Annotated in this window: 12 protein-coding genes, 1 pseudogene and 1 riboswitch; of the genes and pseudogenes, 12 read left to right on the forward strand and 1 reads right to left on the reverse strand. The window is 37.5% G+C overall.

Going from position 1 to position 16,652, the window contains the following annotated elements; all coding sequences use genetic code 11:
- Window positions 1-137: 137 nt before the first annotated feature.
- Entirely contained in the window at window positions 138-1,832 is a 1,695-nt protein-coding gene (locus tag B1B04_RS16190; protein ID WP_079562455.1) for an FAD-dependent oxidoreductase, read from the reverse strand.
- A gap of 502 nt (window positions 1,833-2,334) precedes the next feature.
- Here B1B04_RS16190 and B1B04_RS16195 point away from each other — a divergent pair.
- The 12 genes and pseudogenes from B1B04_RS16195 to B1B04_RS16250 all read left to right on the forward strand — a co-directional run bounded on the left by B1B04_RS16195 (window position 2,335) and on the right by B1B04_RS16250 (window position 16,550).
- Window positions 2,335-4,323 carry an ABC1 kinase family protein gene (locus B1B04_RS16195; RefSeq protein WP_079562456.1) on the forward strand — a complete coding sequence of 663 codons (1,989 nt, stop codon included), beginning with the start codon at window positions 2,335-2,337 and terminating at the stop codon, window positions 4,321-4,323.
- Window positions 4,324-4,704: 381 nt separating this feature from the next.
- Complete coding sequence (locus tag B1B04_RS16200) at window positions 4,705-5,913, forward strand: C40 family peptidase (protein WP_079562457.1); 1,209 nt, start codon at window positions 4,705-4,707, stop codon at window positions 5,911-5,913.
- 591 nt (window positions 5,914-6,504) lie between these two features.
- Window positions 6,505-7,053, forward strand: coding sequence for a hypothetical protein (locus B1B04_RS16205; protein WP_079562458.1), 549 nt, complete (start codon window positions 6,505-6,507; stop codon window positions 7,051-7,053).
- A gap of 230 nt (window positions 7,054-7,283) precedes the next feature.
- Window positions 7,284-7,473, forward strand: a riboswitch (cobalamin riboswitch).
- 197 nt (window positions 7,474-7,670) lie between these two features.
- Window positions 7,671-8,212, forward strand: a pseudogene (locus tag B1B04_RS16210) (ATP:cob(I)alamin adenosyltransferase).
- Window position 8,213: 1 nt separating this feature from the next.
- Window positions 8,214-9,173 (forward strand): ABC transporter substrate-binding protein, encoded by a 960-nt coding sequence (locus tag B1B04_RS16215; RefSeq protein ID WP_079562459.1) that lies wholly within the window; start codon window positions 8,214-8,216, stop codon window positions 9,171-9,173.
- A gap of 222 nt (window positions 9,174-9,395) precedes the next feature.
- Window positions 9,396-10,163 (forward strand): tyrosine-protein phosphatase, encoded by a 768-nt coding sequence (locus B1B04_RS16220; RefSeq protein ID WP_079562460.1) that lies wholly within the window; start codon window positions 9,396-9,398, stop codon window positions 10,161-10,163.
- Window positions 10,164-10,657: 494 nt separating this feature from the next.
- Entirely contained in the window at window positions 10,658-12,034 is a 1,377-nt protein-coding gene (locus B1B04_RS16225; RefSeq protein ID WP_240518318.1) for an MATE family efflux transporter, read from the forward strand.
- On the forward strand, window positions 12,034-12,864 hold the full coding sequence (locus tag B1B04_RS16230; RefSeq protein ID WP_079562461.1) for a putative RNA methyltransferase: 831 nt from the start codon (window positions 12,034-12,036) through the stop codon (window positions 12,862-12,864). Before B1B04_RS16225 ends, B1B04_RS16230 begins: the two co-directional genes overlap by 1 nt.
- A gap of 81 nt (window positions 12,865-12,945) precedes the next feature.
- Entirely contained in the window at window positions 12,946-13,554 is a 609-nt protein-coding gene (locus B1B04_RS16235; RefSeq protein ID WP_079562550.1) for a lysophospholipid acyltransferase family protein, read from the forward strand.
- Between the two features lie 217 nt (window positions 13,555-13,771).
- Window positions 13,772-14,236: a low molecular weight protein-tyrosine-phosphatase gene (locus B1B04_RS16240; RefSeq protein ID WP_079562462.1), complete on the forward strand. Its 465-nt coding sequence runs from the start codon at window positions 13,772-13,774 to the stop codon at window positions 14,234-14,236.
- 197 nt (window positions 14,237-14,433) lie between these two features.
- Window positions 14,434-15,153, forward strand: a complete 720-nt coding sequence (locus B1B04_RS16245) for a YebC/PmpR family DNA-binding transcriptional regulator (protein ID WP_079562463.1) — start codon at window positions 14,434-14,436, stop codon at window positions 15,151-15,153.
- Window positions 15,154-15,254: 101 nt separating this feature from the next.
- Window positions 15,255-16,550: an arsenic transporter gene (locus B1B04_RS16250; RefSeq protein ID WP_079562464.1), complete on the forward strand. Its 1,296-nt coding sequence runs from the start codon at window positions 15,255-15,257 to the stop codon at window positions 16,548-16,550.
- The last annotated feature ends 102 nt before the right edge of the window (window positions 16,551-16,652 follow it).

A 16,652-nucleotide genomic window follows, 5' to 3' on the forward strand; every position in this document is an offset into this window, starting at 1 on the left:
CAAAAATCTTATTAAATTTAAAGTATAAAGAAATTGGAGTTCATCTGGGTTAAGGTGCTGAAAGAGTACAGCACCCCAACATTTGACTTAGAACCAAAAGAAAAGGGATGCTGCAAACTAGTGGCATCCCTTTTGTGTTATTTAAAATTGTAGGCCGTGACAATTTTATCTCTGTTAGTTGTTACATCTGTGAAATATTCATACAAGCAAATACCGAGGAAGGAGCCGGCGACATTAAATACATTAGAAAAACCGTTGTTCTGGAGGGTCATTACAGCATTGTAGCTTCGTTGGCCAGATCGGCAATGTACGTAAACTGGTCTATCTTGTGGAATCTCATCCAAACGTTCGCGGAGCTCGCTTAACGGAATATTATTCGCATGAATGAGATGACCATTCTCAAATTCATTTATTTCGCGGACGTCTAAGAAATGAGCGTTATTTTCAACGAGACCTCTAACTTCGTCAACTTTTACTTGTTTATAATGACCATATAACTGGTTTTGGGCAACGAGTGCAGCTAAATTAACAACGTCACGTGCAGTGCTAAACATTGGAGAATAGGATAGCTCTAGCTCTTTCAAGTCTTCTAATGTGCCTTTCATTGTTATCATAGTTGCTATAACGTCGATGCGTTTGTCGGCATTGCCTTTTCCGATCGCCTGTGCGCCGAGAATCTTCCCAGTTGGCACTTCGTAAACAAGTTTAAAATGAAGTGGATTACTATTCGGCATTAAACCAACTTTGTCTGGTGCAATCAAGTACACGCTTTTTGCTTGGAAGCCGTGTGCGAGCGCTGTTTTTTCATTTAAGCCCGTTGTGGCACACGTGTAATCGAAAATTTGCACACTTGAAGAGCCGATAACTCCTTTGTTTTGTTGAGGTATATTGTACATATGATTAGCTGCTGCTCGTGCTTGTCGTTGCGCTGGACCTGCTAGTGCCAGGCGAGTTTGTTTATGGGTTAGTTGATGGAATACTTCTATAGCATCGCCCACAGCGTATATAGAAGGATCGGATGTTGTGTAGTTAGCATCAACTTGAATACCGCCAAGTTCGCCTATTGCCAGTCCGGCTTCTTTCGCTAAAGAGGTTTCGGGACGAACGCCAATAGCTAATACAACAGCCTGTGCTTTCAATTGTTTACCGGAATTCAATTCTACATAATCTGCCGTAACCTTAGCTAGGCCGTCATTGACGATGATATTAATTCCTTTATCCATCATTTCTTTGTGTAATATTTGTGCCATATCATAGTCAAATGGCGTCATGATTTGTTGACTAAACTCAACGAGTGAGACATTAAAACCGGCAAGTCGTAAATTTTCTGCAACCTCCACGCCTATAAATCCGCCACCAATAACAGCGATATCTTGTATGTCATCGCTTTGGATATACCGGTTTAAACGGTCGATATCCACGACATTACGAACGGTAAAAACGTGTGAAGAATGAACGCCGTCCAAGTTTGGAACAATTGGACTTGCGCCAGGAGATAACACTAATGTATCGTAGCTTTCTTCGTACTCAGTGTCAGTGGTTAAATCCTTTACAGTAATGCTTTTATCTTTTCGATTAATATGTAAAACTTCTTGATTAACACGTGCTTCAATCTTGTATTTTGTTTGAAAGGCTTGAGGTGTCATTAAGATTAATTTGTCGCTGTTATCAACGATTCCACTAAGGTGAAATGGTAAAGAGCAATTGGAAAATGAAACGTTCGGTCCTTTTTCAAACATTATAATCTCTGCCTGTTCGTCGAGGCGGCGGATACGTGCAGCGGTCGAGGCACCGCCTGCGACACCACCGACAACTAAAAATTTTTTACTCATGTGTAAGCACATCCTTTTCTTGTAGTATACATACATGGGTATGTTGTGGATAAATCAAGATTTTTATTGTGTTGATAATGAATAAAACTGTGGATAAATATTGCTTTAAGTGGATTATATACCCCTTTGGGTATTTTATCAACAAAAATTACTGATTAAAAATCATTGTAAGTGGATAAATACTAAAGAAATAAACAAATAGACAAAATTTTGGGGATAACAGTAAAATATGACGATTTTAACTGATTGTAGCGTAGGGCTACTCGACTCCCGCGGGAAAGCGAGACAGACGAGACCCTGCACGGAGCGAATGTTTTCCATGCGAAAGCGTAGTGCTAACGCAGCGACAGCAACTGTTTTATCTGTGCGACAGCGACAAAGCAAGTAGCATGTAGCGGAAATCAGAGCCTTCTAAGGGACGGAAGTGACCCCTGCGTTATGATGATGAGCCTTACATTTGTTATACTAGCAGTATTAGGAAGTAGTATCGGAGGTGACGCTGTTGATTTTTTTGAAATTTTTAATCCAAATCATTGTTGTATCAGGACTTATTTATTTTGTCAGTGGCCGATTAATTGGTTCAAACATTAATTTCAGACGTAGGGTTCTTTCTGTAGTCATTAGTGTGACGCTAACGTCCTTCGTTTATTGGTATACCTATTTACGTCATACAGATTTTTTATACGAATCGATGATGCAAACAGTGACGGAGGTCAGCACACTTATTTGGATTGGTAGCATGCTACTAATTTCGATGCTGCTCTATCTCGTTTTTGAGCTTTTCGATTCAAGCGGTATTAGGGCTACAGATCATCGTAATGGGCAAAAAAATTTATTTATGCGCCTTCGAAGCTACTGGCGACAACAAAAGCGCTTGCGTCATGTATTGAGAATAGCAGTGACAAATGGCGTTGTTCAAACGATAAAATACGCAAGACAACGTGAAAATGAAAAAGAGCTTGCCATTGCTTTAAGAGTAACTTTGGAGCAATGTGGTGGGATATTCATTAAATTTGGTCAGGTACTTTCTACTCGTAAGGAACTATTTTCGCCTATCTTTATTGCCGAGTTAGAGAGGCTACAAGATAGTGTGAAGCCTTTACCGTCAGAACAGGTAACAAAAATTTTAGAAGATTCACTTCCGAAGCCTATGAATGAAATATTCGCAAACTTTCAAATGGAGCCTATTGCGGCAGCATCCATTGGACAAGTACATAAGGCACGATTGAAAAATTTTGATGAAGTCGTGGTAAAGCTACTGCGTCCAGAAGTGAAGGGGATTATGCGAGACGACCTCGACATTTTGGAGGAATTCGCTAATTGGCTTTCGAACAAGTCTACATGGGCTGAGTCACTTGGATTTCGAGAGCTTGCAAAAGGATTTGCAGATGGATTACGCGAGGAAATCCATTTAGATATTGAGGCTCGCAACACATTGCAGGTGACGAAGGCGCTTGCCAAAAGCGATTATAAAGTTCGAATCCCTAAAATCTATACAGAATATTGTAATGAAAATATTATTGTCATGGAATATGCTCGAGGAAAAAGTGTTGCAAATGCTGCAGCTGAATTTAACCGATTTGAATGTGATCGTAAGCAGTTTGCACGGACTGTTTTATATTCCTTCTTTGAGCAGATGTTGCTTTCTGGTATATTCCATGCAGACCCACATCCGGGGAATATTCATATTGATGAGACGGATGGCACACCAATACTGCTTGATTTTGGAGCGGTTGGCCGTTTGGGAGCTACACAACAAGAGGGCTTAAAGCTATTTTTAATGGGAATTCAGCTAAATGATGCAAGTGTTTTATACGATGGCCTAACACTATTGGTTGAAAATTCGGGCCATGCAGATCGTGCAAAAATGGAGCAAGCCATAGATCAAATTCTCTTGAAAATCTCTTACGTGGATCGGATTCCAACAGAGGAATTGATACATGCGTTATTTACAGTTGTTCGTGATTTTGGTCTTGCTTTCTATCCCGCAGTAGGTTTAGCACTGCGTTCCTTAGTAACATTGGATGGCACACTACGGGTAATTGACCCAAGCTTTGATATTTTTACAGAAGCGAGAGATTTTTCATCCGCATATATGCGGGCATCCTTCCTGAAGCCATTTAAAGAACCGACGGCAACAAAGGAACGTTTGCAAGAAGAATTATCCATGCTTATTCCGACATTGCGCAAAATGCCAAGACGAGTTGACCAGCTTATTCAACGGGTAGAAAGTGGGAAAATTATCTTACACCACGATGTTTTTTCAGATGAGGATAATGCTCGTTTTATTACCAATCTATTTTCCCGTTTCGTCTTACTTCTCGTTGGTATTACCTTTGGCATTATTTCTGTAGCACTTTTAGCCATTTCACAATTTATTCATGACACGTATGCGATCTATTTAAATACAGCAGCATACTTAGGGTTATTTCTCTGTGCCATTCTGTTAGTACGGCTTTCTATCCAAGCGCTTCGTTCCATGAAGCAATAGAAGCGTCAACTTGGAGAGAAATTAACCTTTGTTTATGGTTACACATTATTTGTAGGTAGGGGAAAATGTTCCCTTACCTTTTTTTATGTTAAAAATGTTTTCTAGAAATATTACAAAAGCATTACAAAACAGAGAGTGGGACTATGGGTAAAGTAGTTAAAAATGTTGATATGTAGAATAAAACGTAATTTTGTAGAATTTATCGGGAATTACGTAAATATTACAAGAATGTTGCGAGTTTTACTAAACCATTAAAAAGGCGTGAAATAGTATAAAAGTTATGCTAATAGTGCTAAACTTTAAAAGGCTAATAAAATATAAGAATAAATAAAAGAAATCGTTCCAATGATTACATTAAAATTCTACGAACGAAATTGACTAGTGAAGGGAAAGAATAACGTGGGTAAACGCAATAAATGGCGTAAGTCGATGGTGCTAGCATTAGCACTAGCGGGCGGCTTATTATTTAATACAGTTCAACCAACTCAAGTGCACGCAGAAGAAACATCTCAACAAATGATTGATAAGAAAGCTAAAATAGATACAGAGGTTAAAAAGCTACAAGAAGAGCTAAAAAGCCTAGAAAAAGAGATCGAAGAAAAAGTAAAAGTATTTAACAAAGTACAGGCAGACATTAAAGAAGTTGATGCAAATATTGTAGATACTAAAAAACGTATTGAACAACGTTCAGCGATTTTAAGTGACCGTATGGCTGCATACCAAGCACAAGATAATACTGTAGGTATTTATTTAAACGCTGTTCTAGAATCAAAAAGTTTTGCAGATTTAATGGACCGTGTCGTAGCGGTAAAAACATTAATGGATGCTGACCAAGAATTAGTAGATCAACAAGAAGCAGATAAGGCTAGCTTAGAAAAACAAAAAACAACATTAGATGAAAAACAAAAAGAGCTTCAAAAGCAATTCCAAGAGCTTCAAGAGAAGGAAAGCGAAATGGAAGTAAAAAAAGCTGAAAATGAAGCGAAATCTCTTGCATTAAAAGCACAAATTGCAACGAAACAAGAAGAAGAGCGTTTAGAAGCAGAGCGTAAAGCAGCAGAGGAAGAGGCAGCTCGTTTACGTGCACTTCAAGCAGCTACTCCAGTTGTACAAGCAACAAACAACAATGCTAACACTAACACTAACGATAATGGCAATAGCAATGATAATAATAATGGCAAAGCTAACAATGAAAAATCATCACAAAAAGTGGTTGTTGGTTCAGGGGCAGGCACTGCATCTTCAGGTGATGCTATTTCAGTTGCGAAACAATTCCTAGGTCGTAGCTATGTTTGGGGCGGTAGTAACCCATCAACAGGATTTGACTGTTCTGGTCTTGTACAATGGTCTTACAAACAAGCGGGTGTAAATTTACCACGTACAGCATCACAACAATATTTAGCAACACAACGTATTTCAGCAAGTGAAGCACGTGTAGGTGACCTAGTATTCTTCAGCTATGGTTCAGGTATAGCGCATGTAGGTATTTACTTAGGAAACAACACAATGATTGATGCTCAAAATAAAGGTGTTGTCATTGAATCACTTGATTGGTGGAATCAATATTTAGTAGGCTTCGGTCGTATTTAATAAGCCGTACTATTATATAGACGATTAAAATAGCGAAAAGGTTATCTTTGTAAAAGAAATTACAAGGGTAACCTTTTTTTATTATTTGACGGTACTGGAAATTATCAACTGTTTAAACTATAGTTAAGATTCTACGACTAAACCTATTAGGCAAACGCATAATGTTATTCATTAGTTTAGGCTCGACTACTCGGTCAATAATGAGTAAAATAACTTTTGTAATGAATAAATTTACATAAGTTGATATATTTATAACTATAGCCCCAGTTATAAAAATGATAATACAGCCGAAAAAAGAATTAGCATCAATTTTTCGTTATTGCGTATTTCGCTTTGACTCAATCGTGAGATAACTCCAATAATAATCCTAACGAGTATTCCTCTGTCTTCATATAGCTAAAAGAAAAGATTCTTGCATATTGAACGCCATTTCTGATAATTTTGAAATATACGATTGGGATCTTGCTCTGAAATTTCAATTATATGAGACTTTTAATTTGTAGTAGCAAAGTAACGCATGATGGTAAATGAGATAACACTTACAAGTACACTATTTTTTACGTTCTGAAACAATAAAGGTAGGGATGAATCATGGAAAAAGAGATTTTGCAACTTTTTAGTAATTTAACAGAGCGTGACCGTGATATTCAATACAAATCATACGAAGAATTAATGAAAATTATGCAGGAACCAGTTGATTGGACCTATTCAGTTTGGGAACAATTAGTTCAAACTCTTACATACAAAAATGGACATGTACGTGCAAGTGCTGCACAATTTTTATGCGCACTGGCAGCAAAAAGCGATCCTGAAGAAAGAGTGTTAGAGGACTTCTTAAAGATTTGGGCAGTAACGTATGATGAAGAAACAGTCACTGTGAGGCATACTTTACAGGCAATTTGGAAAATAGGCTTAGCGGGGCAGGTACAAAGAGATTTAGTCGTATCATATTTGGCTAAAAGATATCAAACGTGCTTAGACGAAAAGCACCCGACATTAATACGCTATGATATTATTGTATCCTTTAAAAAGCTATTCGATACAACAAATGACCCAAAGCTACTAGAAATTGCACAGCGTTTAATTGAGGAAGAGAAAGATGTTAAATCCAAAAAGAAATATAAAAATGCCATCCGATAAAAGTTATGAAAATGGCTATTTTTTGAAAATCCTTTCATTATAAAAAATAAAATGCTTTAACTTATAAGGCATAACAAATATTTGCACGAGCGGGATGAATACCCAATGGGACAGTGAATATATCCGCGTGCATACGGTAATACCTGCATGATTTTTATCCATCGTTGTTTATTCTAAATTCCACAGCTATTTTTTCCTATCAATCTATGATAAACTGCATAACAAGTGAATAATTCTTGCAGAATAAAGGTGCTGAACTATAGCATAATCGGGAATTCGGTGAAAAACCGGAGCTGTTTCCGCAACTGTAAGTACAGAAGTCATAAAGATATACCACTGTCGAATTATCCGATGGGAAGGTTTTTTATGAATGTAGTGAACTGTACAAGCCAGGAGACCGACCTTTGTTTGAACGTATAGATAACTCTTCGGAAGCTAGGAGAATATGCGGCAAATACATAGGCTATGTCGTATTTATGTGACACTATTTATGCTATTTTTCGTTGTTTCCTTAGGAGTGGGAACAACGTTTTTTTTATGCGCTTATAGTTCACCTGATGTAAGACGAGGTGTTAATAAGGTAAGAATTTTTCACGAAGGAAAGCGGGGACTTAGATTTGAAAAAAGATGCACGTTATTCTTGTTATCCATTTATGCGTGAAAAGGCATCTACAGTAGATTTTGAAATTCGAACGGATAGCCTAACAACACATATTGGTGTAGCATTGGCGGCGGTTAAAAAGAAACGGTAGAGGTAGTAGCAGATGATTTACTTGCCATTTTGCCAATGGCTTACCATGTAAATGGCTCAGTCCGAGGCAAATTAGCTGTAACTGAAGATGATTTGACTTGGCTTAGTGATCGCTATGATTTCTATGTTAGTCATGTTAAAGAGGAAATACAAAACTTTGTATTACCCCAAGGAACAGAGGCAGCTTCTGCATTACATTTATGTCGTAGTGAGGCGAAAAAATCATACCGTGTTTTGCACAAAGTATCTGAAGAACGCGAAGTACCAGCTATTCTCTTTGATTATTTAGGATTGCTAGCCAATGTATTTTTTGTAATGGCTGTCTATATGAATCAGCATGCAGGTATTGCTGAAATACCGTTTATTAGTAAGTCATACCCGATGAAAAAGAAAAAGGAGAATCAATGAAATGAAGAAAATGTTTAAGCTACAATGGCTTTCTGTGTTGATGTTGGCACTTGTATTAGTTGGCTGTGGCACGAAAGAGGATACAAATAAAGATACTGTTTCTAAAGAAGATCAACAAGTTGAGAAAACTACTAGCTATAAAGTTAAGGATGACCGTGGTGTAGAAGTAGAGTTTAATGCAGTACCTAAAACTATTGTTTCATTAAAACCGAGTAATACAGAGATTTTATTTGCGCTAGGTGTGGGTGATAAAATAGTTGGTGCGACTGAGTATGATTCGTATCCAGAAGAAGCTCAAAAAATTGAGCGTGTTTCTGATTCTACAATATTCAATAGTGAGCGTATTTTAGCGTTAAAGCCAGACGTCGTTATTGCCTATACAACTGGAGACGATGAAGAAAATTTAAATGCCTTAAAAGGTCTCGAAGATGCGGGTATTAAAGTGTTTGCCATTCAATCAGCTAAATCATTTGATGATGTTTATGGGGATATCGAACAAGTCTCAGCGGCTATGGGCATCAAAGATAAAGGCGAAAAGTTAAATGAAGATATTAAATCTAAAATTGCAGATGTCCAAGCAAAAGTTAAAGATGTGAAAGAACCAAAAAATATCTATTTAGAAATTAGTCCAAAGCCAGACATCTATACAGCTGGTTCTGATACATTCCAACAAGAGATTTTAAATGCTGCAAACGTTAACAACGTTTTTGTTGAACTTAAAAGCTGGGCAATGGTATCTGAGGAAGATGTCATTGCGAAAAATCCAGAAGTCATTTTAACAACAGTAGGCAATGACTCAACGGGAGAAATTCTTTCTCGTGATGGATGGAATTCAATCACGGCCATTAAAAATAAAGCTGTTTATTCTATAGATAATGATATCTCAAACCGTCCAGGTCCACGTATTGGCGAAGCTGTTGAGTTAATCGCGAAAGCAGTATATCCTGAGTTATTTAAATAATTGATATTGAAAAATAGTATTTTGGAGCTGTCCTTTATCAAGGGCAGCTTTTTTTGATGAATAAAAAGGATAACTGCTCCACCCAAATAAAGAAACACTCAAATAAATCCCCTTGTTGCTCTAAGTAGTGTACGACATTCCCTAATGCGAAAATTGGTATTATATCGAATTGTTCTATAAAATAGAGATAAGTATGCTTGCTAACAGGGAGGGGTGCAGTGAGTGAAACAGTTTGATATGAATATTATTCCGTTTGAGGCAGTTAATAATTTTCGGGATATGGGTGGTTATAAGTCAAGAGATGGGCGTGCTGTTAAGAATGGTTTGATTTATCGTTCAGCCGCACTTGGTAAAATGACGAAATCAGATAAAGAGCGCTTTGAAACGCTAGGTGTGAAAACAATTTTTGATTATCGAGACAACCATGAGGCTCAAAATAATCCTAATCCGATATTCCCGTATGCCAAGTATATTCAAATACCAGCTAAAGGAAATCATGCTTTTGAGATGCCTACAAACTCTGGTGGAAAAGATTTTTATAAGGTTGTAAGCCCGGAGATGTGTAGAGAATTTTATGCACAAATGCCTTTTAATAATGCCTCATTCAAAGAGTTAATAGCAACGATTCAACAACCTGAAAATTTAGGGCTTGTTCATCATTGTGCAGTCGGGAAGGATCGAACAGGTATTGGCAGTGCGCTAATTTTACTTGCTTTAGATGTCCCTGAGGAAACGATCATGGAGGATTATTTAGATACAAATGTACATTTACGTTCCTTAGTCGAACGAATGGCTCTAACCATTCAGCAAGATTATAGCGATCAAGAATTACAGCAATTTTATGCCTTAATGTCTGCCCGTGAAGACTATTTGCAGGCAGCATTTGATGCAATGGATAGCCGATATGGCTCTAAGACAGCTTTTTTAGAGGAAGAGTTTGGGTTAACAACTGAAAAACGTAAGCAATTGCAGGACTATTGTTTATTATGATAAGAAACCCTTTCACATAAAATTGTGAGAGGGATTTTTTGTGTATTGTATTATCTTTGCATAATCTTTTAATTCATATTGGCGAAAAAGCTTATGGAAGCATTATGCCGAGGCATAATTAGGTGTTTCATATAAAAATTCTTTACAGCCTAAAAATCTATGATAAGATACTATATATTTTTAACTTCTTTCAGCGGTTGTCCAAACACCCGTTGAAATATAGGAACTCAGCCTAAAAACGCCACGTCCTATCCTGTGGCATTACCGAAATGACCGACATCGTGTCGGCCCTCGTGTTGTTGCTGTCGCTGCGCTTTCGCACAAAAAACATTTGCAGCCCTAAGCACAAAGCCGATTCCAGACGTAATTATACCGAGGCATAATTGATTGGGCAGTAATTTATCTGTATAGATGGTAAAGAAGGTAGTTGAAAGTTGGACAGCATGTGAAAATCTTTACGAAACGATTAGGAGAAGTGAAAAGTATTGGCAGATATATTAAAAGAAAGTGATATTAAAGAGACAGATAGGTTAAGTTTATTCCATTTGACATGGCCGATATTTTTAGAAGTATTTTTATTTATGTTAATGGGACTAGCCGATACTTTTATGCTCAGTGCTTTATCAGATAATGCTGTATCAGGAGTTGGTGCAGCCAATCAATATATTCATATTGCAATTTTAATACTTGAGGTAGTTGGTAACGGTGCTTCCATTGTTGTATCTCAATATTTAGGTTCAAGGCGATTTTTTGAGGCTGCGAAGATTTCCGCTTTAGCAGTTACGATGAATTTGGTTGTTGGACTAATGATGAGTATCTTATTTTTCTTCTTTTCAAGTCATTTAATGACCATGATGAACTTGCAAGGGGAAGTGCTTATATACGCTCAAAGCTACTTGGTAATCATCGGAAGCTTTATTTTTTTACAGGCTATTATAAACGCTTTAGCAGCAATTATCCGTGTACACGGATGGACAAAGCAAACGATGTATGTATCACTAGGTATGAATGTGCTACACGTTGTCTTAAACTATGGTTTAATCTTTGGTAACTTAGGATTACCGGAGTTAGGTGTAAAAGGTGCAGCTATTTCCTCAGTGGTAAGCCGTGGTTTGGCAGTTCTTGTGTTTTTCTGGCTGTTGTATCAAGTCATGGAAGTAAGAATGAAGCTAAAATATTATTTCGAGTATTCAAAGGAATATGTTCTAAAAATATTAAATATAGGCTTACCGTCAGCATTTGAGCAGGTGCTTTATCAGTTTTGTCAGATTGTCTTCCTTTATTATGCAACTTACTTAGGCACAGAGACACTTGCGGCGAGACAATATGCCATGAATATTTCGATGTTTACGTATTTATTTGCGATTGCCATCGGAACAGGTACGGCTATAATTATTGGACGAAGCGTCGGTGCTGGTAAAAAGGATCAAGCTTATCATCAGCTTTGGACGAGTGTACGCGCAGCTTTTGCTTTTACAATCACTATGGTTGCAGTTGTAACGATATTCCGTAAGCAACTTATGCACGTTTTTACAGATAATCCAGAGGTAATTGCCATCGGAGCATCTGTCCTAGCATTAAGTATTCTCCTTGAAACAGGGCGAACAATGAATATTGTAGTTATTAACTCATTGCGTGCCTCAGGGGATGCAAGATTTCCAGTGAAAATTGGTTTCTTATCAATGGTATGTATGAGTCTCCCGCTCGGATACTTGTTTGTATTCGTTTTACATTGGGGGCTAGTAGGTATTTGGTTAGCAATTGCGGTAGATGAATGGATGCGAGCTATTATCGTATACTTTAGATGGAAAAGTCGTAAGTGGGAGCGTTTTGCACTTGTTTCACCTACAGAACCGAAGGAGGAAAATTAATGGGGGCACTTTCTAAAAGAGCTGCAGGGGCAGCGTTAATGGATAAAAATATAAAGCTTTTTGCTTGTCCAATTTGTCAGGAATCAATGGATGTTTTTGAGCAAGGTAGATTAGTATGTTCCTCAAATCATTCTTTTGATATTGCCAAACAGGGCTACATCAATATGCTGACACATGGTGCCGTTTCTAAGTACAATAAAGAGCTTTTTGAATCTCGAAAAGCGGTTATTGATAGTGGTATTTATGATGTAGTAGAAGATAAAATCGGAGAGCTAATTGCTAATGCAGAAACCGTACTTGATACAGGATGTGGAGAAGGTTCACATTTAGCTCGTATTATGGTAAAGAAACATGGTATAGGAATTGGTATTGATATAGCGAAGGAAGGTATCCTTGCTGCATCTCGACATTATCCAGAGCAAATGTGGTGTGTTGGTGATTTAGCGAAAAGTCCATTTGCAAGATCGAGCTTCGATGCCATATTAAATATTTTATCGCCGGCCAATTATGAAGAATTTAAACGACTATTAACTCACAATGGTTGTGTTGTTAAGGTTGTACCTCAAAGTGGATACTTACATGAGCTTCGAGCGCAATTATATGCGGATTCTACTAAAGAGTCGTATTCGAATGAACAAATAGTTGCTCGGTTTAAAGAAAGCTTTACCGATGTTAGCGTAGAACGTATTACATATACGGTACCGCTAGCTAAAGAGCTTGTACCAGCACTGCTGGAAATGACACCAATGGGCTGGCATAAGAAAGAAGGATCCAATATCCTGTTAAATGAAATTACGATTGATGTTGATGTATTAGTGGGAAGAGTCTAGATATTTTCATCTGTAATTGCAGTATACTGGTCTTTTCGATTACAATGGGGATAACTATTGAATAAGGTAGGAATGAAAACAGTGTATAAATTTATAGCAAATGTTGTAAAAGTAATCTTAAAATTAACAGGCTCGAAAGCGCGTGTATATGAAGAGCAAAACTTACCGAAGGAAGGTGGGTTTATTATTGCGTGTACACACACGGGCTATGTTGATATTTTAAATCTTGGTGTTGCAGTATGCCCTCGAGAGATTCACTTTATGGCTAAAAAGCAATTGTTTGATATAAAGGGTCTTGGCTGGCTTATAGAGCGTTTAAATGCCTTTCCGGTTGACCGTGATAATCCAGGCCCAAGTGTTATTAAAATCCCTTCGCAGCTATTGAAAGAGGGGAAAGTGGTTGGGATATTCCCATCTGGTACGCGAAATGCGGAAGGTACAGATTTAAAGCAAGGTGCAATTACAATAGCTCAGTTAGCCAAAGCGCAAATTGTACCAGCAGCTTATATTGGTGCGCGTAATGCTGGTGATGTCTTTAAGCGTGGTAAAGGTTATCTAATTTATGGCGAGCCATTTTACGTAACGGGTAAAGGTAAAGAAGGGCGCGAGGAATTTACAAATCACCTTGAGCATGAATTAATAGCATTAACTGAAGAATTAGAGAAGCGAGTTGCAGCAGAAAAGAAATAAAGTGAAACACCATTCAGAGGTGAACCCTCTGTGTGAAGAACACAAACTAAAATCTTCACATTCCTTTGAAGTAGTAGCATACTGCCAGTAATGTGGGATAACTTAGAAGGCACTCAGAATCGGTTGATTTTGAGTGCTTTATCTACATTTAGCAAGTGTTTACTGTAGCGACAACTACGATACGCCAAGATGAGATTGATTGTAGGAGGACATAAAAATGATTCGAGTACTTTTTGTATGTTTGGGGAATATATGTCGATCACCAATGGCTGAAGCGGTCATGCGTGATTTGGTAGAGAAAGAGCATTTGAGTCATAAAGTCGAGGTGGATTCGGCTGCAACAAGCTCTTGGCATATTGGAGATCCTCCTCACAGAGGAACGCAAGGTAAGCTAAAAGAATATGGCATCTCAACGAAAGGGATGCAAGGTCGACCATTACAAAAGGCTGACTTTGAAAATTTTGATTACATTATTGGCATGGATGAAAGCAATATACGTAATATCCAAACGATGCTAGGGAATCCGGATTCCACAAAGATCTTTCGCTTTTTAGATTTAACTGATCATCGAAAAGACGTGCCTGATCCTTACTATACAGGAGATTTCCAAGAAACCTATGATTTAGTTTTAGAAGGCTGTCAGGCATTATTAGAAAAAATCAAAGTGGAAAAACATTTGTAGAGTGCTCTAAGTGAAACAATTTTTTGCAATTAATGACTTAATAAAGTTACCTTAAACATTGGCATATATAGCTTTGTAAGCATCATTTGTGTTATTATTTTCAGAGTAAAGATACGAAATCACAATTCAAAATCCGGACGCAATTACGCCAAGGCGTAATTGATAAACAACTTATAATTTGAAAGAGAGTGGAAACAATGGGTCGTAAGTGGAACAATATTAAAGAAAAGAAAGCGTCTAAAGACCAAAGCACAAGCCGTATCAATGCAAAATTTGGACGCGAAATTTATGTGGCAGCTAAATCAGGCGAGCCAGATCCTGAATCAAATCGTGCCCTTAAAGTTGTTCTAGAACGTGCAAAAACATACAGTGTTCCTAAACATATTATTGAAAAAGCAATTGATAAAGCGAAGGGTGGCGGCGATGAAAACTTCGACGAATTACGTTATGAAGGTTTCGGACCAGCAGGCACTATGTTAATCGTTGATGCTTTAACGAATAATGTTAATCGTACAGCTTCTGATGTACGTGCAGCATTTGGTAAAAATAATGGGAATATGGGTGTCAGTGGTTCTGTTGCCTACATGTTTGATTCAACAGCGGTTATCGGTTTAGAAGGTAAATCAGCAGATGAAGTTCTTGAAATTTTAATGGAAGCAGATGTTGATGCTCGTGATATTCTTGAAGAAGACGAGACTGTCATTATTTATGCAGAGCCAGATCAATTCTTTGCTGCACAAGAAGCACTAAAAGTAGCAGGCATTCAAGAATTTACAGTAGCAGAGCTTTCAATGCTTCCACAAACAGAAGTAGCATTAGCTGGTGACGACATTGCGAAATTTGAAAAATTAATTGATGCATTAGAAGATTTAGAGGATGTTCAAAACGTTTACCATAATGCAGATTTAGGTGAATAATATAAACATATGAAACCAGTAGCGAATAAAGCTACTGGTTTTTAACTTCATCGGGTGTCCAAACTTCCGCCGGAGGCATAATTGATTTAGGGAGGAAAACTGTGCAAGCTCTTTTAGCGATTGCAATATTTTTAATAACTTTATTTTTTGTAATAGTGCAGCCGCGTAAAATATCGATCGGCTGGTCTGCTTGTTTTGGTGCTGCAATTGCATTAATGCTCGGAGTTGTTACCTGGCAAGATGTTGTCGAGGTGACGGGGATTGTTTGGAATGCAACGTTCTCGTTTATAGGAATTATTTTTATTTCACTTATTTTAGACGAAATAGGATTCTTTGAATGGTCTGCCCTACATATAGCACGAGTGGCAAAGGGAAGTGGTATACGCTTATTCATTTACCTTTGCTGTCTAGGTGCTATTGTTTCAGCATTATTTGCAAATGATGGTGCAGCTTTAATACTAACACCAATTGTTCTCGCAATGATCCGTAAATTGAATTTAACCGATAAAATGATCTTTCCATTTATTATTGCAAGTGGGTTTATTGCGGACACAACATCCTTACCGTTAGTCATTAGCAATTTAACAAATATTGTGTCGGCAGACTATTTCGGTATTGGATTTATGGAATATGCCCTACATATGCTGATACCGAATTTAGTTTCTTTACTAGCAAGTATAGTTGTGCTTTATATTGTCTTTCGCCGTGCAATTCCAAAAGAATATTCACTCGAGGCAGTTGATAATCCAAAGCTTGCAATTCGTGATTCGAGATTATTTTTATTATCATGGTATGTTATAGCCATTCTATTAGTTGGTTTCTTAACGAGTGAGGTTTTCAAAATTCCAGTGTCATTTATTTTATGTGGAGTAGCAGCTATCTTTTTCCTACTAGCCCGACGTAGCCATACTGTAGATACAAAGAGAGTTGTGAAAGGGGCACCGTGGAATATTGTGTTCTTTTCTATCGGTATGTATGTGGTTGTTTACGGCTTGAAAAATGTAGGAATGACCGGATTGCTGGCAAGTCTATTAGAGCACGCTATACAGCAAGGATTGATGGTAGCGACAATTACGATGGGGTTTGTAGCAGCGATTTTGTCAGCTATTATGAATAACCTACCAACTGTAATGATTGATGCATTAGCTATTGCTGAAACTAGTGCAACTGGAATTATGAAAGAAGGGCTTATTTATGCAAATGTCATCGGCACAAATCTAGGTCCTAAAATGACGCCGATTGGCTCACTCGCAACATTGTTATGGCTCCATATACTGAAGCAAAAAGGAATAAAGATTGGCTGGGTTCAGTATTTGAAAATAGGTATTATTTTAACAATCCCAACCCTTTTCACTACTTTAATAGCATTAGTAATTTGGATTAAAATCATATCATAGGCGAGAACTAAGATAGTGTCTAAACATTTTAATGATGGTAAAAATCAAAAAACTATTTTTCTATAAGGCATATCCTTGTAGAAAGATAGTTTTTTTATCTAT

The organism is Lysinibacillus sp. KCTC 33748, from assembly GCF_002237755.1.
In the GTDB taxonomy this organism is placed as follows: Bacteria; Bacillota; Bacilli; order Bacillales_A; family Planococcaceae; genus Lysinibacillus.

Coding starts and splice junctions, on each gene's coding strand:
- B1B04_RS16190 (WP_079562455.1), bottom strand. CDS start 1,832: ATGAGTAAAAAATTTTTAGTTGTCGGTGGTGTCGCAGGCGGTGCCTCG.
- B1B04_RS16205 (WP_079562458.1), top strand. CDS start 6,505: ATGGAAAAAGAGATTTTGCAACTTTTTAGTAATTTAACAGAGCGTGAC.
- B1B04_RS16215 (WP_079562459.1), top strand. CDS start 8,214: ATGAAGAAAATGTTTAAGCTACAATGGCTTTCTGTGTTGATGTTGGCA.
- B1B04_RS16230 (WP_079562461.1), top strand. CDS start 12,034: ATGGGGGCACTTTCTAAAAGAGCTGCAGGGGCAGCGTTAATGGATAAA.
- B1B04_RS16240 (WP_079562462.1), top strand. CDS start 13,772: ATGATTCGAGTACTTTTTGTATGTTTGGGGAATATATGTCGATCACCA.
- B1B04_RS16245 (WP_079562463.1), top strand. CDS start 14,434: ATGGGTCGTAAGTGGAACAATATTAAAGAAAAGAAAGCGTCTAAAGAC.